Genomic DNA, 19,680 nt, shown 5'->3' with positions numbered 1-19,680 from the left:
TAACGTAAATATAATGACTACGCTTAAAAATCTGAATTTAATTATAATACATTTAAGAAATTAAATAGAAATTTAGGACTTTAATAATTTTAAAATCATTTGAATTTTCAGACCGATATAGTTTCCTATTCAGGTTTTAATTTATTAATTTTAGACTTTATCTAAGTTATGAAAAATAGTATTGCCGAAAGAATTGCCGATTTTCTTATTGTACATCCTCCATTCTCAAATTTGTCCCACGATGAGTTAATAGAAGTTGCTTCTGAGATCAGGGTTTTGAATTTAGAAAAAAATAAAACGCTGTTCCAAATCAACGACTTGCTTCACGAAAGCTTTTATGTTGTTGCCTCCGGAGTGATCAATCTTTCGATAATTTCTGATGCCGAAGAAACATTGCTTAATAAGTGTGTTGCCGGAGATATCTTGGGCTTGCGTCCATTTTTTGCCAAAAATAATTATATGATGACGGCAAAAGCGCGTGAGGAAAGTGTCATCTATGCAATTCCGATAGATGTATTCCGTCCATTTGTAGCAAAGAATACCAATGTATTAGACTTCTTGCTCCAAAGCTTTGCGAGTACTTCCACTAATCCTGTTGAACGATCCAGCGGAAAATTGCTCAACGATTCCGTTAGGCATATTGACAACCAGTCGGAAATACAGTACTTTCAATCTTTGGATTATAATAAAAATCCTCTGACCTCTACTCCTAACGCAATTGTGCAAAATGTTGCACAAATAATGACGGATAATCTTATAGGATGTGTAATCATACAAGAAAACAATCTTCCAATAGGCATTGTTACCGATACCGATTTGCGTGCAAAAATTGCAACGGGACGCTTTTACATTACAACATTGGTCAGCAATATCATGTCTTCTCCAGTAATAACCGTACCTGAAAATTTATCTCTTGCCGAAGCACAACTTTTTATGTTGCGTCATAATGTTACTCATTTATGCGTTACCATTGATGGTTCTGATAAGACTGAAATTAAAGGTGTGATTTCGCAGCAGGATATTATTTCTGCACAGGCAAATAATCCAGGAATTTTAATAAAGGAAATAAAACGTGCTCAGAATCAGGATGAATTAAAGCGCTTGCGCGAAAAACTGGCTGATTTTATCCGTACTTCTTTCGATAAAAAAATTCCACTTTCTCACATCAATACTATTGCCGGTGAGGTAAATATGGCCATCATCAAACGATCTATCGATCTGGCTATTTTGGAGATGGGCTCCCCTCCTGCCCGTTTTGCATGGCTAAGTATCGGGAGTCAAGGCAGAAAAGAACAGCTTTTGCTGACCGATCAGGATAGCATATTGGTTTTTGAAGATGTAGCATCTGACAAATACCGAGATGTGAAAGAGTACTTCTTGAAGTTGTCTAAAAAAGTTACAGCAACTTTGGAAACTGTTGGCTATGCATATTGTCCATTTGGGCATATGGCAAGCAATCAATTATGGTGTAAGTCACTGACAGACTGGAAGAATCAATACAGTAATTGGATGAATACTCCAGGTGAAAAGTCAGATGAAATTTGCAGTATTTTCTTTGATTATGAATTGGCGTTTGGAGAAATTCAACTTGAAGAAGCGCTTACCGAGCACATTTTTCGCAATGCTGAAAAGAACAAAAAATTCTTTGCTTTCTTGGGAACTGATTCTTTAAAAAAACCTGCTCCTCTAAGTTTCTTCAAACAATTTATTCTTGAAGAAGAAGGCGAATACAAAGATAGATTCGACATCAAAACGCGTGCTTTGATGCCTTTGGTTGATGCCGCTAGGGTCTTGGTTATCAGCCAAAACATAAAAGGAATCAACAATACCTTCCTTAGATTCAAGCAATTGGCTATTACAGAACCGAAATATTCAGAAGTTTATATGAATGCGGCCGAAGCTTTTATTACGCTTTCTAAATTTAGAACACACGAAGGTTTAAAAGATGGTACAACTGGACAGTACATCAATCTAGAGGAAATTTCAAAATCAGATAAGGAAAAGCTTAAAAATGCACTCCTTCCGATGAAGGACTTAGAAGAAATTATAAAGAATAAATTCCAACTTACTTATTTCACTTAAAATATGCTCGATTGGTTAAAAAATATCAACAAGGATTATCCTGAATTTTGGAAACAATATTTGTCAAAATTTGAAAACAAATCAAATAGATTTGTTGTTTTAAGTACTGAAACCACTGGATTGGATGCTCATTCCGATGTAATTCTTTCTATCGGTGCCATCTCTATTGAAAACAATTCTATTGTAATTGGAGATACATTCGAAGTGGTGCTTTTACAATATGTTTACAACCATGACCACGGTATTTCAAATGAATTTATAATAGAGAGTAAACAGCCAAAATCACTTGAACCACAAGCGATACAGGCCTTTATTGAATATTTAGGAAATGCAACCATTATTGGCCATCGTGTTGATTTCGATGTGGAAATAATCAATAATGCGTTGGAAAAATTAAAATGTGGAAGGATAAGAAATGAAGCACTCGATATTGAAATTATGTATCGGAAATACAAAGAACTCAGCGATGACAAGGAATTTTCGTTGAACGACTTGAGTAGCCTGTTTAAAATTGAAACAATTGACAGGGTTTCGGCATCTGAAGATGCTTATACCATTGCTTTACTTTTCCTTAAATTAAAGTCTCGATTGGGAATAAATTAAATTATCTGTTCCTAATTTTTCTTAATATAATATTACTTTTTATTTTAGAAGCCATTATTTCTTTCTTAAAAGAAGAAATCATAAAAAGCAATGCTCCTAAAGCACTAATAAAAAGGAGTAAAACACCAAAAATATCGTCAGCATTCATCTGGCAAATTGATTATAATTGATAATAGTTAATTAATCAAGGGTTTGTAATGATGTGTGGGGTATTTACAAATCAAAACAAAAATGGCTGTGTTAACATTTCGTTAATAACAGCCATCAAATATATATAATATTTTTAATTATTTACAATCTTCCCTCTTTAATTTCATCTACAATTTCTGGGTTCAATAAAGTGGTGGTATCTCCAAAATTAGAGAAATCTCCTTCGGCAATTTTACGCAAAATTCTTCTCATAATTTTACCTGAACGCGTTTTTGGTAAGCCTGTCACAAATTGAATTTTATCCAATTTTGCAATGGGTCCGATTTGGTCAGAAATCATTTGATTGATTTCATTTGAAAGATTTTTTCGATCACGACTTTCGCCAGTTTCTTTCAAAATCACATAACCGTACAAAGCATTTCCTTTGATATCATGTGGAAAACCAACAATTGCAGATTCTGCAACAGCCGGATGTTCATTGATGGCATCTTCGATTGGTGCAGTTCCTAGATTATGTCCGGAAACAATCACCACATCATCAACCCTTCCGGTAATTCTGTAATAACCCACTTCATCCCTCAAAGCGCCATCTCCAGTAAAATATTTTCCTGGGAAAGTTGAAAAGTAAGTATCCTTATATCGTTGATGGTCGCCCCAGATGGTTCTTGCAATTCCCGGCCAAGGAAATTTAATACACAAACTTCCAACCACTTGATTTCCTTCAATTTCATTGCGTTTCTCATCCATCAAAACAGGTTGAATTCCCGGTAATGGTAAAGTTGCATAGGTTGGTTTTGTTGGTGTTACAAAAGCTATTGGCGACAACATAATTCCACCGGTTTCGGTCTGCCACCATGTGTCTACCAATGGGCAACGCTTACCTCCTACGTGGTCGTTGTACCAGTGCCAAGCTTCCTCGTTGATAGGTTCTCCAACGGAACCAATCACTTTTAGAGAACTCAAAGGAAATCGTTGAACGAAATCAATACTTTCTTTGGCTAAGGAACGAATGGCTGTTGGTGCCGTATAAAACTGTGTAACTTTATGTTTTTCAATCACTTCCCAAAATCTACTGAAGTCCGGATAAGATGGAACGCCTTCGAAGATAACGGTTGTAGCTCCATTTAGAAGCGGTCCGTAGAGAATGTACGAATGTCCGGTAATCCAACCAATATCTGCCGTACACCAATAAATATCATTTTCTTCGTAATGAAATACATTCTTGAAAGTATAGGCAGTATAGACCATATAACCTGCCGTTGTATGCACCATTCCCTTAGGCTTTCCGGTAGAACCAGAAGTGTAAAGAATAAATAAAGGATCTTCTGCATCCATAATTTCAGCTACATTATTATCTGAAGCTTCGTCCAAAAGAGGTTGCAACCAAATATCTCTTCCGGCAGTCATATTGATTTCAGAATTGATTCTTTTTACAACCAAAACTTTCTTAACCGAAGGACAAGTTGTCAATGCTTCATCAATAATACCTTTTAAATCAATAGTTTTGGCACCACGGTAACCACCATCAGAAGTGATCACCATTTTGCAATCGGAGTCATTGATTCTTGTAGCCACTGCAGAGGATGAAAATCCTGCAAATACAACCGAATGGATTGCTCCGATTCTGGCACAAGCCAATACAGCTACCGCCAATTCTGGAATCATAGGAAGATAAATACAAACCCTATCGCCTTTTACAACGCCTTGATCGCGCAAAACGTTTGCCATCTTGCAAACGCGCTGATGAAGTTCATTATACGTAATATGTTGTGCTTCTTCTTTTGGGTCGTTTGGTTCGAAGATGATGGCGGTTTTATTGCCGCGTCTAACTAAATGTCTATCGATGCAATTTTTTACAATGTTCACCTTAGCTCCAGCAAACCAACTGATTTCGGCTTCAGCCATATTGAATTCGACCACTTTATCCCATTGTTGGTACCATGTGAAATTTTCTTCGGCTATTTTTCCCCAGAATTTTCTTGGTTCACGGATTGATTTATTATAGTGTTTGAAATATTGTTCGAGATTTTTGACTTGATAGTAGCTCATAATCGTAATTTTATAATTGTATTGATATTGTAAATATAAATAACATTAAGTTATTATTAAATATATTTATGCTAAATTGATATATATAACATTTTTATGATTGTAATAATTCATTCACTTGTTCTACCAATTTCTTAACCGAAAATGGTTTTGTGATGTAAAGATTTGCACCTAACGACAATCCTTTTTCGATGTCTTTTTCTTTGTTCTTTGCTGTTAAGAAAATGACTTTAGTGTCTTTTAAACGTTCATCTTTCTTGATTTGTTCCAGTGTGTTGTAGCCGTCAACATTTGGCATCATAATATCCAGAATGATGATGTTGGGTTGAGCATTTTCTAAAATATCCAATGCTTCCTGACCGTCCCTGGCTATGAAAACTTCGAAGTTGTTTTTCTTAAACGTGTATTCCAACGACATGACGATGTTTGGTTCATCGTCTACGATTAATATCTTTTTCATTTGCTGATTTCTTTACTGTATTTTTGGAATTGTGAATATGATTTTAGCTCCTGATTTTGGAATATTCATTGCCCAAATTTTACCTTTATGATGTTCAATTATTTTTTTACAAATTGCTAATCCTAAACCACTTCCAACAGGTTTCCTAATGTTTTGGTTTGATGATTGATAGAATTTATCAAAAATCGTTTCAAAGTCGTTTATATCAATTCCTTTTCCGTTGTCTTCTACTCCTACTTCAATGATTTGGTCGGTTTCTTTAATAAAGATAGTAATAATTCCATCTTGTTCAGGGCAAAATTTTATTGCATTTGACAATAGATTATTGAGCACTTGCGTAATCCGATCTTCATCATAATAGGCCTTTATACTATTTTTTTCAGATACAATTTCGACCTTGATGTTCTTGTTCTCAATGAGCTGATTCAATTGCCTCAATGTTTCAGAAATGGTGTGATAAATATTGTTCTGCTCGACATATATTTTTTGCTTTCCAGAATCAAATTTTTCAAGGTCCAGAATTTTCGAGATCAAACGGTTCAATCGATCGGATTCTGTGATGATGTTTTGAAGGAACTGTTTTTTCATTTCGTGCGGAACATCATCGTCGTCGTGCAGGATTTCCGTTGCCGCACGAATTGCTGTAATCGGAGTTCTTAATTCATGCGAAATGGTGTCCAAAAATTCATCCTTCTGCTTGTCTTTGCTGATTAAATCTTCATTCGCTTTCTTTAATTGGGCCGTTATTGCCTTCAATTCATTCGAAGTTTCCGTCAGTTTCTTATTGATGATGATGTTTTCCTTTGATTCTTCCAATATCTTTAAGACTTCCGGAAGCGACACTTTTTCTTCCTTTACGACACTTGCTATCAATATTTTGGCGGAAGCCGTACCAATATGTCCGGTCAATAAATTCTCTGCGAATTTTATCAATCTTGCATCAGCCAATTCTTCGGTTTTTTCAACATTGTACTTCAATCGAAAAAGATTCAATGCTCTTTTTGTTCGTTCTTCGCCTAAGAAACGATTCAATACTTTTTGAATATCGCTGGTGTAAGCTGTTCCTTTCCAGATAAATGCGTTTTCGTGCATCGTAATGTATTTGTCAATATCCACAAACATTTCAGCATAATTTCGCTCTCTGTAATTTCCTTTAAAACTTACTGAAACCGCTAAATATGCTAATGAATTGAATAGAATGCTCCAAAATAATGCTTGCGGAACTGGGTCGAGATAATCAATTCCGAACAATTGAAAAGGCATTAACAGTGCTATTCCAAAAGGGCCGTTTGCTATGAAATTACTATCAAAATTCGTAATTCCGATAGCGTACGGAATCAGTAAAGTATAAGTACAAATTAAAAATCCAATAATTATTCCAACAACTGCACCATCTCTGGAACCTCTTCGCCATAAGATAGCACCAAAAAAGGAAGGTGCCAGTTGTGCAATGATGACAAAAGAAACCATTCCGATGGAAAACAGATTGTATTCCAAAACAAAAACCCTGTAGATAAAATACGAAAGTATGATGAGTGAAAAAATGCCGACTTTTCTAATGTTTACAATCTTTTTGGTATTGGTTTCCTGAACATCGCTCTGCAATCTTCCCAAGAAACCGTATGGAATCAAAACGTTGTTGCTCAGCATTGTAGAAAGTCCAATTGAAGAAACAACAATCATTGAAATCGCGGCAGAAAATCCACCAAGAAAAACCATTACTGTGACGATTTGGTTATTAAAAAATTGCGGAATCAATAATGAATAGGTATCCGGATTTACGGCTTGTCCGTCAAAAATTATATTTCCTCCCCAAGCTACAGGGTAAACGAAAATATTAAACAGTAAAAGATACAATGGAAAAAGCCAAACTGCCGTCTTCACATGACTTTCTCTATTGTTTTCCACCACTGCCATTTGGAATTGTCTCGGTAACAGAAAAATTGCAAACAACGACAACACACACAAAAAGAACCAATTTATAGCTTGCGGAATACCGCCAATTGTATTTTTTTCCTTGAAATTTTCCAGCATACTTGCCTGCGCATAAATATCGTCAAATCCATCAAAGACAAAAAAGGTAACGTAAATTCCGAGCAAGATAAAAAAGAATAATTTAAGGATAGATTCCATCGCAACGGCGGTTACAATTCCCTTTCTCTTTTCGGATGCATCCACATACCGCGTTCCATAATAGGAAGCAAATAAGGCCAAAGCAATCGCGACATAGGTTGTCGTATCATTGAAAACATTCGAATGGGGCGATGTTTTTGTAACGACGTGAAATGTTTCGGAGATTGCCTTTAATTGCAAGGAAATATAAGGAAGGATTCCGAAAATGCAAATCAAGGTGACCAAAGCTCCCAAGAAACGGCTGTTTCCATACCGAAGTGATATAAAATCGGCGATACTCGAAATCTTATTTACTTTAGAAATTCGGATAATTTTTCTTAAAATAATTATCCAGGCGGGAATTATAATGATTGGTCCAATGTAGATTGGAAGGTAATTCAGTCCTGAATTTGCTGCAACACCAATACTTCCGTAATAAGTCCAAGCACTGCAATAAACAGCCAACGACAAAGTATAAATATAGGGATTGTTGGTCCATTTTGAATTGCCACGCTTTTCTGCCCAATGTGCAATTACAAAGAGCAAGGCTAAATAAATGGATAAGATGACCAATAACCCGATGCTACTCATAATATCTTTTTATAACCAGCAATGAAATCAAAATCGAAAAAATCCAAACCGAAAAGAAGTACACATAAATTATCGGAATTCCCCCTAATGAAGCGGCGCTGTCGAAAATAAGCAACAGCGGCATATTGAAGCAAAGCAACAATAAAAGAGAAAGGATGATTAATTTCTGTTCGTGTCTTTTTTTCATTTTTGGGTATAGGTTCCTAGGTTTAAGGTTTTGGTAAAAAACTTTGTCCATAATCGAATAGCTAATATTCCTATTTCATGGATTCTAAAAATCTAAGAATGTCTAACAATCTAAAAAAGCCATAGCTCCCGAAAATCAGGAGCTACAACTTCAACTAAAAACTATTACTATTTATTTTCGTCGTATTCGCCGGTTAAGGCATAATATCCGAACGTTCCGAGTCCTAAAACAATCAATGGCGTCAGGACAAAGAGAATGATGATTCCAAAAACCAAATCTTCCTGCTTGTCTGAAACGAATTTTGGATATCCAAACTCAAAAATACAAAAATAAGCCGCCGCGACTGCCAAAGCCAGCCATATTAATCCGAGAAATCTTTTAATTAAATTCATATTTTTATCTTTTAATCGTTTTCAATATTGTTTTTTCTTTTCAAATAAACCATTCCGATACAGAAGCTTATCGCCGCTATTACAATCGGATACCACAATCCTTCAAGGTAGAATTCTGGATTTCCACCTTCTTTTGCATTGGTTACAAAATAAGTCGAAATTGCTGGAAGAAGTCCTCCGAAGATACCATTTCCAATGTGATAAGGCAAGGACATCGATGTATATCTGATTTTCACAGGGAACATTTCGACCAAGAACGCCGCAATCGGACCGTATACCATCGTTACAAAAATTACCTGGATGAAGATCAGCCAAATCAATGACCATTTATCTGAAGAATTGATGTTTACTGTCGTTTTCGTATCTGCCTTGGCAACACCTTTTTCATCTAAAATTGGTTTTCCATTTTCCAAATGAAGCGTTTTTACCTGCTGCCATTTAGTTCCATCTGTAAATTCCTTTGTAGCGGTATAGATGGAATCCAATTGCTGGTGGCTGTTTTCTTTGGTAGAAGCAACCACTTTTGAATGCTCAGCGATTTCGGTTTTCAAACTCACATCGGTTGTCTGGTACATGGATTTGTATATCGGACGGTAGAGTAAAATAGCCAGAAGCATCCCTCCCATCATGATTACTTTTCTACCCACTTTGTCACTCAGCCATCCGAAGAACAAGAAAAACGGTGTTCCAAGTAATAAAGCAATTCCTAAAAGGGAATCAGCTTGAGAAGATTCTACAAACATTACGGTTTTAAGGAAGCTCATTGCATAGAATTGGCCTGTGTACCACACAACCCCTTGTCCCATTGCGGCTCCAAAAAGTGCCAGCAAGACAAACTTCAAGTTATATTTATTTCCAAAACTTTCCTTTAAAGGATTCGTGCTGGTTTTTCCTTCTGCCTTGGCCTTTGCAAAAACCGGCGATTCGTCCATTTTCTTTCTGATGATGTATGAAACAAAAACCATTAGGATGGATACCCAAAACGGCACTCTCCAACCCCACTCGTCAAACTGCTCGGCACTCAAGACACCTCTTGTTGCCAAGATTACCATCAAGGAGATGAACAATCCGAAAGTTGCCGTTGTCTGAATCCAGGAAGTCCAATAACCGCGTTCACCTTTTGGAGCGTGCTCTGCTACGTAAGTTGCTGCTCCACCGTATTCTCCACCAAGAGCAAGACCTTGTAACAATCTCAAAATCAAAACCAAAAGTGGCGCCATAAAACCAATGGTTTCATAGGCAGGAACGCATCCGATAAGAAAAGTTGCCCCACCCATCAATAAAAGCGTTACCATGAATGTGTATTTTCTTCCGATCAAATCACCCAATCTTCCGAAGAATAACGCTCCAAATGGTCGAACCACAAAACCTGCAGCAAAGGTTGCCAATGTAGATAAAAATGCAGCTGTTGGATTATCGGCCGGGAAGAATTTTGTAGAAATAACTACAGCCAAACTTCCAAAAATGTAGAAATCATACCATTCAATCAATGTTCCAAGTGAGGAAGCGGTGATGACTTTCCAGATTCCCTTTGTAGATGTTGTACTCATATAAATTAGTTTTTAGTTTTATAGATAAATTTGCAATTGAAGCGTGAATTCTCCTTTGGATGTTTTAGTATCAGGTGATGTATAAACTGGTCGGGTTGAATATTGTGTGGTAATTTTAGCATGATGACCCTCTATAAAAAAATTCGCTCCAATATCAAACTGACTGCTTGAAGCTTCCAAAGCTTCGAAGTTTTTATAGGTGTAAGCTCCGTAAGGTTGTATCCTAACTTTAGGTTTTTCCTGAGAAGTTGGAAGCAAAACCCCAGCCTGAGTGTACCAGATATTTCCAGAACCAATGGTGGGTTGAAGGTTTCCTGCTCCAGCCAAGGCAGTCGCGCCAGCGAAATCAGGATTTGCAACACCAACGTTCATGATGCCTAAATTTCTTAAATAGTTTGGACCGAAATCATAATCGTAGAAAACACTGTAAGCCGTTATGGCCATTTTCTTTTCCGGTTTTCCGATAGGCATGTCCACGAAAACATCGGCAGAAAGCAACGTAATATCATGCTTGTCCACATTTCCTGCAACCGAAGTTCTGGTTGCGTCGGGAGCATTGTAGAAACCGGCTCCAATGTTGAACACTTTCTTGGTTCCAAGATACGAACCGACTTTATAAGGAAGTAGATTTGATTCTACATCCAAGAATTGGTATTCAAAATAACCTGCTTTCGACCATTTTGTGTTTCCACTATTGTCAACCGCAACGGCCAAATCAGCTGAAGGAACGTCTGTTGGAGCCAAATTTGTTGCGAAAGGTTTATTGTAGCTTACGCGGTATTCGAATTTTCCGTATTTCCCTTTAGCAAATAATCCGCCTTGACGGGCAAATTGATCGGAGTTTTCAATTAAAGGCCAGTTGAAAATGGGTGCATCGATTGCTAAATAATTTAGAGTTGAAGACATTGTCATACGCGAAAGTCCCATGTAATAATGCAATCCACCACCAACAGAAAGACTGAATTTTTTATCCGCTTGCGGCAGTACCAACGCGTATTCGTTCCAAGCATCGTGAAAGAACATTCCAGGTTTTTTCCCTTGTCCGTAACCACCAGTTCCTGTAGTTCCAGCGGCACCACCATTTGTAAAAGTCTGATTATTGATTCCGAAATGCGTCACGATCATATAACGCGGGGAAAGTTGCGCATGAAGCAAAATCCTCAGTCGTCTGTTTCCAATATCAGTGCTTGAAGAGGCTTCTTCACCGTTGATCATCGTTCCGGGATTCATTTCTGTGGAACGCAGCCAGACTTGGTTCCAAGCCAAAACCCTAAGGTATTTGGAGCCATCTTCCTTTAGATTAAACTTCATTCCTGAACCGTAATCGGGTGAACCTTGCGAGAAAGCTTTCGCTGTAAAGCAGACTAATGCTGCCATCAGATAAATTCGTTTCATAATGCTTTTTGGTTAACGGGTTAATGTCTTTCGACCGTACCAAATTGCATAATTATATCGTTGTAAAAAAATTTAAATATATATAATTGTAAAGTAGTATAGTTAGTCTTTAAAACGTTCCCATTTTATCAGCATAAATTTATCGCCAAGCTCTGTGATAATCATTCCAGCACCAGATAATTGATCTTTATTTTTGAGGTATTCCACCAACTCCAAATGGTTGAAAATCTTATAAGTTGGATGATAATCTGCCTGAGCGGGTTTCTTGATGTTGAATTCCTTAATCCAATTGCTTACCGTTACATGCGAAACTCCGATGATTCGCTCAATTTCACGAAAACTTAAGCCTTCTAAGTAGAGTTGCAATGCTTTTGTAACATAGTAATTATCGATCTTTTTACCAATCTTATTGACCGTGAAAAAGTAGTTGCATTTTTTACACAAATACCTTTGTCTGTCTTTGATTACACCACTTTTTACGATATGATTATCCTGACATCTTGGACACGCTAAAATCTCCATATATATAAATTTTGCATAAATATACTATTTTAGCAAATATATAAAAAAGAAAAATAAAATAAATTTTTGGTATTTTTATGCAGTACTTAATTTTATTGGTAATTTATTATCAATAAATCATAATTTCAATTGAAACAAAAACGGACAGGTTTTTCAACCCATCCGTTTAAAGAAAATTAAAACTAACTCAACTTATTTTTCTATTACAATAAATTCAGATCTTCTATTGGCGAGATGTTCTTCTTCCGTACATTTTACACCGTTTTTACATTTATTGGTCAATCTGCTTTCACCATAACCAATAGCGCTTTCAATTCTTGTGGCATCAATTCCTTTAGAAATGATATAGCCTTGGGTTGCTTTCGCACGGTTATCCGATAATTTTTTATTGTAGGCATCTTTTCCTCTTGAATCGGTGTGCGACTCAATCTTGATTTTTACATTCGGGAATTTCTGCATAGCAAACACTACCCTATCCAATTCTGCTTCCGCTCTCGGCGTGATGTCCCATTTGTTGTAATCGAAGTAAATCGGATTGACAATGATCTTCTCTTGATTGTTTTCTTTTACGATAAGGTCGTCATAATTGCTCAATTCAAAATCTATATCCTTGGTTTCCAAGGTATTTTTATCGTTGGTCACAACCTCTTTTTCGTCGTTACTGTGATTTGCTTTTGAAGCGATTAATTTAAGACGTTTCTCACATGGAACAGTCACCGTATACATACCGGCATTATCGGTGGTTGCTTCCGTAACGGCATCTCCAAATTGATCGTACACTTTTACTGTTGCCTGGGCAATCACCACCTTTGTTTTGGCATTTATTACTTTTCCGGATACGATTTGGTTGCAGACAGGTTTTCCTTTAATAAAATAGTAAATATCATCATCGCCTTTCCCTTGGGCACGATTGGATGAAACATAGCCGTATTTATCAGTCGCATCAACAATATAAGCAAAATCATCCTTGTTGCTGTTCAATGGAATTCCTAGGTTTTTTGGCTCTGAAAACTGGAAAGGCTCCGTAAAAGTACTTTCGTAAACATCCAAATCTCCTAATCCATAATGTCCATCTGAAGAAAAATAAAGCTTGCCATTCCTGAAAAAAGGAAATCCATCATTCCCCATAGTATTGATAACAGGACCCAGGTTTTGGGGAGAACCCATGGTCCCGTCATCAGCTATTTTGATTACATATAGATCACTTTCGCCGTAGCCTCCTGGCATATCAGAAGCAAAGAACATCCATTTTCCGTCTTCGCTTAAAGCTGGATGACCAACGGAATATGCCTTGTCGCTAAAAAACACTTTTTCTTTGTTTTTTAGGTTTTCTTCTTCAATGGTTCCTTTCATAATCTGGAAATTATTAGTCCTTGAACCATCAACCACCAATCTATTATTTCTTCCTTTGACGATATTGGTTGTGTAGTACACCGTTTTTAGGTCGGGAGTAAAAGTTGCCATTGCGTCGTGGTATTTGCTTTTTGCGTTTGGCATAAACACTTTAGCTTCGGACAAGCTCCCATCTGCTGCATTTCTTTCTGAAACATACAAACTTAGGAAAGGCTGTTTGTTCCAGCTGTAAAGCTTGTCCTTGAAATTCATGGTGTCCCTGCTTGAAGCAAACACGATCTTATCGCCGTAGAAAGATGTTCCAAAATCAGACTTTGACGTATTGATTTCCAAGTTTTTCAAGGTATACAAAGGCTTCGCTTTTGAAATGCTGTCCAGTTGCATCTTCTGTTTCATGTATTTTGCAATTTGCACTTGGTCGCCTTTTGCTTCGAGGTATTTCTTGGTCAGTTTATCGGCTTCTGTGTAATCCGTAACCGATTTCAAGGTCTGGATGTATCGGAAAAAATACACGTCTGTAAAATTCTCTCCTTGCATTTCATACAGTTTCTTGTACCATTTCAATGCATTTCGGTCGTCGCCGATAAAATAATACGAATCCGCAGTATTCTGAATCGTCTTGATGGATGGCTTCTCTTCCTTTTCAAGATATTCCTCGTAGGCTTTTGAAGCATCTACATACGCTAACGTTTCAAACAATTTGTCGGCCTTTCTGAGTTTCGATTGCGAAAAAACAGCGGTCACACAAAATAACAGGCTGAGTAAATATATTTTTTTCATAATAGTATCTTTTAGAAAAATCTCGGTGATTTGATTTGACTTGATTTGTTCTGCAATTGGAAGCGGATGATAATCTCGTGTGAACCATCGTTGTATTTATTTAAATCGGTAACCGTATAATCATAGGAATATCCTATAAAAAAATTATTGGTGATTTGAAAACCTGCCAAAGCACTTACGGCATCATCATAACGATAAGAAGCACCAATTGTAAATTTTTCTTGGATTAAAAAATTCGCTGAAACATCGGCTGTGATCGGAGCTCCGCTTACCGCTTTTGCTAAAAAGGCTGGTTTGAATTTTAAATTATCCGATAGATCAAAAACATATCCTCCGATCAAATAATAATGAAGGCGATTATGATCGATTGATTCTTGGATGTCATCATAATAATTGCCTGTTATGAAATTCGGAACCGAAAATCCCATATACCATTTATCGGTATAGTAATACACTCCGGCTCCAAGCGAAGGCTTGATTTCATTATTGATGTTGTTGTTCAGCAGGGCATCCATCGGATCATAATAACGGCCCTTTGTCCAATCTACATTAAACATCCGCATACCTGCTTTTAATCCGAATGCAAGTTTCTTATCATAATCCAGACCAAGTGTGTAGGAAAAATTACCTTCGAGCTGCAGTTCATCCGAAGGTCCGATTTTATCCCTCACAGCACTCAATCCCAAACCAACTTTTTCATTAGCAAGTGGCGTGTGAATTGTGAAAGCTTGTGTTTCGGGCGCTCCGTCAATTCCAGTCCATTGCGATCGATGCAACAGAACCGCTTCAAGCGAACCCGTAGAACCTGTGTAAGCCGGATTTACCGTCAAGGTGTTGTACATATATTGTGTGTATTGTGGGTCCTGCTGTGCGTTTCCAGAAATGGTTGCAAACAACAGTACTATTGCTGTAACTTTTATATTTAGTTTCATACTTCTGATTTTTAGTTTAATAATGTTTAAAATAGATTTTGACTTTTATCTTACGATTGCAAGCCATCCCGTTTTATCTGCCTCAGCAGTACCTGTTTTTAGAACATAAAAGTAAGTTCCGGCCGGCAGCATATTATCGCTGTTGATGGCTCCTGAAACATTTGATGTTCCGTCCCAGTCATTATTGTAATTATTCTTACTGTAAACTAAAGATCCATATCTGTTGAAAACCTCAAGTTTGTTGTTTGGGTATTTATCCAGACAGTCGATTCTGAATACCTCATTGCTTCCGTCACCGTTTGGACTGAATTCGTTGTAGACCACAAGACAAATTGGATCAACAGAAGCCTCGTCATCATTGTTTCCAGGATCCGAATCTATCGGTGTAGAAATATCAATGCTCGCTGTGTTGACATAATTACCTGTTGCAAGAACCGTAACCGTTATGGTCAAAGTAGCACTTTCACCAGAAAGAAGCATCGGGATTTCCCATTTTCCTGTGGTTTCATTGTAAGTTCCTGCAGAAACCGTAGAGCTAACATAATCATAGCCTGAAGGAAGCATTTCGTTTACAATCACATTTTGGAAATCACCTTCGCCAACATTATTGACCTGGATGGTAAAGATTACGTTGTCACCAATATTTGGGGTGGTATTGTTTACCGTTTTGGAAATGGTAATGTCAGAACAAGTGATAACCGAAACGTTTAAGGTATCAGAATTTGTACCCGAACAAGCATCTGTATAGCTCACACTTACAACACCTGTTGCAATGGCATTCCAAGATACGGTAACAAAATCATCCGCTGTAGTACCGCCATCAGTAATGACACCATTTGTAACCGTCCACACATAATTAGTCTTTCCTTGATTTGCGGTGTAGGTAACTTCCTCAAAAACACAGATATCTTCAAAATCTCCTGTAATGACAGCTTCTTCGTTATCGGAGAATGTGACCGTTATGGCTAACCTAACTCCACTTTCACATCCAGACGGACTTTCTAAAAGAGTTGCATAATAGGTTGTTTCTGTCAAAGGTGTATCGGCACTTAACAAGTTTCCATTTACTGGAGCATCATATAAAATAACATTGGATTCGTTGACTTGTATGTCAGCAATGGTCGGATTATCTGCGGTACAAAACTCTTGGGTCGAATTTGTAATTGTTGGAGTTGCCGGATCGGAAATAGTTACTGTAATTGCTAATCTTACTGTACTTCCGCAATTTGTTGAACCATCTGTTAGTGAGGCGTAATAGATACCATTTGTTAATGCATCGGTTGAAGAAAAAGCAGTTCCTCCTTGTGGAGCATTATAAAACACTACGTCACTTTCATTTATCTGAATATCGGCAACGGTCGGGTTATCTGCTTGACAGAAATCTTGTGTCGTATCACTTGTAGAAGGAGTTCCTCCATTGTTGATATTTACTGTTACTGCAAGTCTTGTATCACTTTCACAACCCGTTTCGGTATTGGTGATTGAGCCATAATAAACAGTATCATCCACCAATTGAGTTGTTGGGACCAAAGCTGTTCCTCCTGTCGGATTGGCAAACCAGCTTACATTGGTCTCGTTAACTTGAATGTCGGCAATTGTCGGAGTATCTGCTTGACAGAAATCCTGAGTGGTGTCGGTTGTAGTTGGCATTGGAGTTGAATTCAGGATAACAGTTATGGCCAATCTTTCTGCATTTACACAGGCTCCGTTATCATTAAAGGATCCATAGTAAATTGCTCCATCTGTCAAAGCTGTTGTATTATCAAGGGCTGTTCCTCCTGTAGGATTGCTGTAAAATACAACATTCGATTCGTTTACATCCAAATCTGCAATGGTTGGGTTTTCTGAAAGGCAGAATTCCTGGGTTGTATCGTTTGTCGTTGGTCCTGCTGGATTTAAAACCGTCACTTGAACAGCCAATCTTACAGAGCTATTACAATTGCTGCTGCCATCCGTCAACGAAGCATAATAAGTTCCGTTAACCAATACTTCCGTTGTAGCCAGAGGAGTTCCATCTGTCGGTACGTCATAAAAAACAACTCCCGTTTCATTTACCTGAATATCGGCGACAGTCGGGTTATCTGCTTGACAGAAATCTTGCGTCGTATCATTTGTGGATGGTGTTGCGGCATCATTAAGGTTTACCGTAATCGCCAGACGAACCGTACTTTGACAGCCGCTTGCATCGTTAATTGAAGCATAATAAATGGCATCGTCTACCAAGGCGGCTGTTGGCTCTAATGCAGTTCCGCCATTTGGCGCAGTGTACCATAAAATATTACTTTCGTTTACTTGTATGTCGGCAATGGTTGGATTGTCAGCTATACAAAAATCCTGCGTAGTGTCGTTTGTCGTTGGAGTTGCAATATCGTTAACGTTAACAGTTATTTCTAGTCTAGTTGCATTTGTACAACCGGTAGTAGCCTGAAAAGCACCATAATAGATTGTTCCATCAACCAACAAGGTCGTGCTTGGCAAAGCAGTTCCTCCAACAGGCAAAGTATAGAATTCCACACTTCCTTCGTTTACCTGGATATCAGCAATCGTTGGCGCATCTGCTTGACAGAAATCCTGGGTTGTATCGTTTGTGGTTGGAATTCCAGAAGTACTGATGGTTATTGTTACTGCTTCAAGATTTCCAGTTTGATTCAAGCAACTTGTATCTCCAGAAACACCTACATAAAGAGTATAAGGGCTATTTGCAACCGTAAGTCCAGTTATAGTAAGCGTTCCGTTTGGCGCTATGGTGTAAGTTGCTCCATCGATCACTGCCCCGTTAGCAATTGGCTGGGTATTATCGTTTGTCAGGAAATATGAAAATTGTGGATTTGCCTGTGTTGTAGTCGGAGTCAATACAACTGGAGTTCCTTCGCAGGAAGTTACATTATCGATATTTATATCCGAAGCTTGAGAAAAAGGCAAAATTGTAAATGTTATTGGAAAGCGATCTGCAAGAGCTGTTTGGCAATATTCGTCTGAACTTATTCCGACATAATAAGTATAGGTTCCTGGAGCAAGTCCCGTTAATTCCAAAGTTGCTGTTGTGGCTCCGGCAATTGGAACTGCTGTTGCTTCGTTGGAAGCATACCAATAAAAGATAGGATTTGTTATGGTAATTCCTGCGTTTAAAGTAGCCTGTAAGGTTACATTTCCAGATTCGCTGCAGATTGTAGTTGTTGCTGAGCCATTTATGGATACTTGTGTAATCGCTGTTGGTGGCGCTGTTTCGCCCACGACTAAAGTAACAATTCCTCTTTCGTAAACAGCACAACCAAAACGAACCGGTTGAATATAATAGGTATAGGTTCCTGATGCCAAATCAGCTGGTACAGTAAAACTTGTTCCATTTGAAACTACATTTCCACCGACTTCTGCATCATACCAAATATAGGTTGTACAAGGAGCGGCTTCCATTTCCAATGCGATGGTTTCGCCTTGACAGGCATTCACACTATTATTGACATCCGCTCCAGCGATTGAAGTATCTGCCTTTCTTGAAATTTCGTGCACCCTTAAAAAATCCAATACTGATGCAACACCTCCAAACCTGATTTTCACTTTGTCGTAGATTGCAGTTTGAGGAACAAGAGTCAGCATTGCTTGTGTTCCGCCATTTAAAAGTGTTAAGCTTAATAATGTTGAATTCGCATTGATTGGATTTCCGACAGGAGTATTTCCCAAATACAATTGGATTGAGAAACTTGTCAATAAATTTACATCCAATACAGTTGCAGGTCGTGATAGTAAAATTTCCAGCGAATCGCCTTCAAGTGTTGGTGTTCTGAACGAAACAGTCAAATCTGAAGCGGATAATACGCCAACACCGCTAAACATTGTAGCAAATGTTGCGTCATTATTATCGACTGCGTCAAAAGCATTATCTACGCCTACCGTTGCATTGGCTACACCAACTCCTAAATCGATGGCTCCGTAAAATACATCTTTCACATCGTCTTCGTTACAAGCTGTTTGGGTAACTTCTTGATTGTAATAAGCTTCATAGACGCGAACGTTTTGTGCAATACTTAAAACCGAACCTACAATTATTCTAACACCATCATAGGCTTTCGGACCAGTATTGTTGGATGGAACAAAAGTATATTCGAATGTATTTTGTCCCGGCAAAAGATCTACAAGAGAACCTGAAACGGGTTGGAGTACACCAATATCAATTGGAATCCCCTGTGCATTTCGTTTTGTTCCGATGACAGAATAAGCTCCGGCAACCACTACTCCGCTATATTCTGAACCTAACTTTAAGGTTACAGGCGTTCCGGCAGAAATGGTTTCTTCCCATTGCAAGTTTTGCCATGTAGTTCCGATTCCTAACAATCCCAATCCTGTAACGATAGTAGAATACGTTTGTGGATTTCCATCAATGGCATTTCCGGCATTTGCCACGCCACCTGTGAGTATTGAGCTCCAATTTTGCATATCTGCATACACTCTTTCGGATAATGGTGGACAATTTTCTGGATCGATGACAGCTACTGTCACACTACCTGATACAGCGCAATTTGCA

General features: G+C 37.9%; 14 protein-coding genes. 2 read left to right on the top strand and 12 right to left on the bottom strand.

Features of this window, described 5'->3' with window-relative positions:
• Nucleotides 1-168: 168 nt before the first annotated feature.
• Together ACI6PS_RS10410 and ACI6PS_RS10405 are read left to right on the top strand one after the other, a co-directional pair.
• On the top strand, nucleotides 169-2,082 hold the full coding sequence (locus ACI6PS_RS10410) for a DUF294 nucleotidyltransferase-like domain-containing protein (protein ID WP_421012507.1): 1,914 nt from the start codon (nucleotides 169-171) through the stop codon (nucleotides 2,080-2,082).
• 3 nt (nucleotides 2,083-2,085) lie between these two features.
• On the top strand, nucleotides 2,086-2,685 hold the full coding sequence (locus tag ACI6PS_RS10405) for a PolC-type DNA polymerase III (protein WP_421012506.1): 600 nt from the start codon (nucleotides 2,086-2,088) through the stop codon (nucleotides 2,683-2,685).
• Between the two features lies 1 nt (nucleotide 2,686).
• Here the strand turns inward: ACI6PS_RS10405 and ACI6PS_RS10400 are convergent, their stop codons facing one another.
• The 12 genes from ACI6PS_RS10400 to ACI6PS_RS10345 all read right to left on the bottom strand — a co-directional run bounded on the left by ACI6PS_RS10400 (nucleotide 2,687) and on the right by ACI6PS_RS10345 (nucleotide 19,655).
• Nucleotides 2,687-2,833 carry a hypothetical protein gene (locus tag ACI6PS_RS10400; protein WP_421012505.1) on the bottom strand — a complete coding sequence of 49 codons (147 nt, stop codon included), beginning with the start codon at nucleotides 2,831-2,833 and terminating at the stop codon, nucleotides 2,687-2,689.
• A gap of 143 nt (nucleotides 2,834-2,976) precedes the next feature.
• The gene (acs, locus tag ACI6PS_RS10395; RefSeq protein WP_421012504.1) at nucleotides 2,977-4,884 is read right to left on the bottom strand and encodes an acetate--CoA ligase; all 1,908 of its coding nucleotides are present in this window, start codon (nucleotides 4,882-4,884) and stop codon (nucleotides 2,977-2,979) included.
• Between the two features lie 94 nt (nucleotides 4,885-4,978).
• The gene (locus ACI6PS_RS10390) at nucleotides 4,979-5,344 is read right to left on the bottom strand and encodes a response regulator transcription factor (RefSeq protein WP_421012503.1); all 366 of its coding nucleotides are present in this window, start codon (nucleotides 5,342-5,344) and stop codon (nucleotides 4,979-4,981) included.
• Between the two features lie 12 nt (nucleotides 5,345-5,356).
• A complete protein-coding gene (locus ACI6PS_RS10385; protein WP_421012502.1) occupies nucleotides 5,357-8,047 on the bottom strand; it encodes an ATP-binding protein in 2,691 nt (896 codons plus the stop codon).
• Nucleotides 8,040-8,234 (bottom strand): hypothetical protein, encoded by a 195-nt coding sequence (locus ACI6PS_RS10380; protein ID WP_421012501.1) that lies wholly within the window; start codon nucleotides 8,232-8,234, stop codon nucleotides 8,040-8,042. Before ACI6PS_RS10380 ends, ACI6PS_RS10385 begins: the two co-directional genes overlap by 8 nt.
• Nucleotides 8,235-8,401: 167 nt before the next feature.
• Nucleotides 8,402-8,626: a DUF6814 family protein gene (locus ACI6PS_RS10375; protein WP_421012500.1), complete on the bottom strand. Its 225-nt coding sequence runs from the start codon at nucleotides 8,624-8,626 to the stop codon at nucleotides 8,402-8,404.
• An 11-nt stretch (nucleotides 8,627-8,637) separates the two neighbouring features.
• Nucleotides 8,638-10,176, bottom strand: coding sequence for an MFS transporter (locus tag ACI6PS_RS10370; RefSeq protein ID WP_421012499.1), 1,539 nt, complete (start codon nucleotides 10,174-10,176; stop codon nucleotides 8,638-8,640).
• 18 nt (nucleotides 10,177-10,194) lie between these two features.
• The gene (locus ACI6PS_RS10365; protein ID WP_421012498.1) at nucleotides 10,195-11,571 is read right to left on the bottom strand and encodes a porin; all 1,377 of its coding nucleotides are present in this window, start codon (nucleotides 11,569-11,571) and stop codon (nucleotides 10,195-10,197) included.
• Nucleotides 11,572-11,673: 102 nt separating this feature from the next.
• Nucleotides 11,674-12,093, bottom strand: a complete 420-nt coding sequence (locus ACI6PS_RS10360) for a transposase-like zinc-binding domain-containing protein (RefSeq protein WP_421012497.1) — start codon at nucleotides 12,091-12,093, stop codon at nucleotides 11,674-11,676.
• A 192-nt stretch (nucleotides 12,094-12,285) separates the two neighbouring features.
• Nucleotides 12,286-14,226 (bottom strand): OmpA family protein, encoded by a 1,941-nt coding sequence (locus ACI6PS_RS10355; protein WP_421012496.1) that lies wholly within the window; start codon nucleotides 14,224-14,226, stop codon nucleotides 12,286-12,288.
• Between the two features lie 11 nt (nucleotides 14,227-14,237).
• A complete protein-coding gene (locus ACI6PS_RS10350; RefSeq protein ID WP_421012495.1) occupies nucleotides 14,238-15,158 on the bottom strand; it encodes a type IX secretion system membrane protein PorP/SprF in 921 nt (306 codons plus the stop codon).
• A gap of 45 nt (nucleotides 15,159-15,203) precedes the next feature.
• Entirely contained in the window at nucleotides 15,204-19,655 is a 4,452-nt protein-coding gene (locus tag ACI6PS_RS10345) for a gliding motility-associated C-terminal domain-containing protein (protein ID WP_421012494.1), read from the bottom strand.
• Nucleotides 19,656-19,680: the final 25 nt, after the last annotated feature.

Source organism: Flavobacterium sp. PLA-1-15 (assembly GCF_049060005.1).
Lineage (GTDB): Bacteria > Bacteroidota > Bacteroidia > Flavobacteriales > Flavobacteriaceae > Flavobacterium.
This window is presented reverse-complemented; position numbering and strand designations above follow the sequence as displayed.

Excerpts from the sequence above, each read along its gene's own strand:
- ACI6PS_RS10410 (WP_421012507.1), top strand. The coding sequence starts at position 169 with ATGAAAAATAGTATTGCCGAAAGAATTGCCGATTTTCTTATTGTACAT.
- ACI6PS_RS10405 (WP_421012506.1), top strand. The coding sequence starts at position 2,086 with ATGCTCGATTGGTTAAAAAATATCAACAAGGATTATCCTGAATTTTGG.
- ACI6PS_RS10400 (WP_421012505.1), bottom strand. The coding sequence starts at position 2,833 with ATGAATGCTGACGATATTTTTGGTGTTTTACTCCTTTTTATTAGTGCT.
- acs (WP_421012504.1), bottom strand. The coding sequence starts at position 4,884 with ATGAGCTACTATCAAGTCAAAAATCTCGAACAATATTTCAAACACTAT.
- ACI6PS_RS10390 (WP_421012503.1), bottom strand. The coding sequence starts at position 5,344 with ATGAAAAAGATATTAATCGTAGACGATGAACCAAACATCGTCATGTCG.
- ACI6PS_RS10385 (WP_421012502.1), bottom strand. The coding sequence starts at position 8,047 with ATGAGTAGCATCGGGTTATTGGTCATCTTATCCATTTATTTAGCCTTG.
- ACI6PS_RS10380 (WP_421012501.1), bottom strand. The coding sequence starts at position 8,234 with ATGAAAAAAAGACACGAACAGAAATTAATCATCCTTTCTCTTTTATTG.
- ACI6PS_RS10375 (WP_421012500.1), bottom strand. The coding sequence starts at position 8,626 with ATGAATTTAATTAAAAGATTTCTCGGATTAATATGGCTGGCTTTGGCA.
- ACI6PS_RS10370 (WP_421012499.1), bottom strand. The coding sequence starts at position 10,176 with ATGAGTACAACATCTACAAAGGGAATCTGGAAAGTCATCACCGCTTCC.
- ACI6PS_RS10365 (WP_421012498.1), bottom strand. The coding sequence starts at position 11,571 with ATGAAACGAATTTATCTGATGGCAGCATTAGTCTGCTTTACAGCGAAA.
- ACI6PS_RS10360 (WP_421012497.1), bottom strand. The coding sequence starts at position 12,093 with ATGGAGATTTTAGCGTGTCCAAGATGTCAGGATAATCATATCGTAAAA.
- ACI6PS_RS10355 (WP_421012496.1), bottom strand. The coding sequence starts at position 14,226 with ATGAAAAAAATATATTTACTCAGCCTGTTATTTTGTGTGACCGCTGTT.
- ACI6PS_RS10350 (WP_421012495.1), bottom strand. The coding sequence starts at position 15,158 with ATGAAACTAAATATAAAAGTTACAGCAATAGTACTGTTGTTTGCAACC.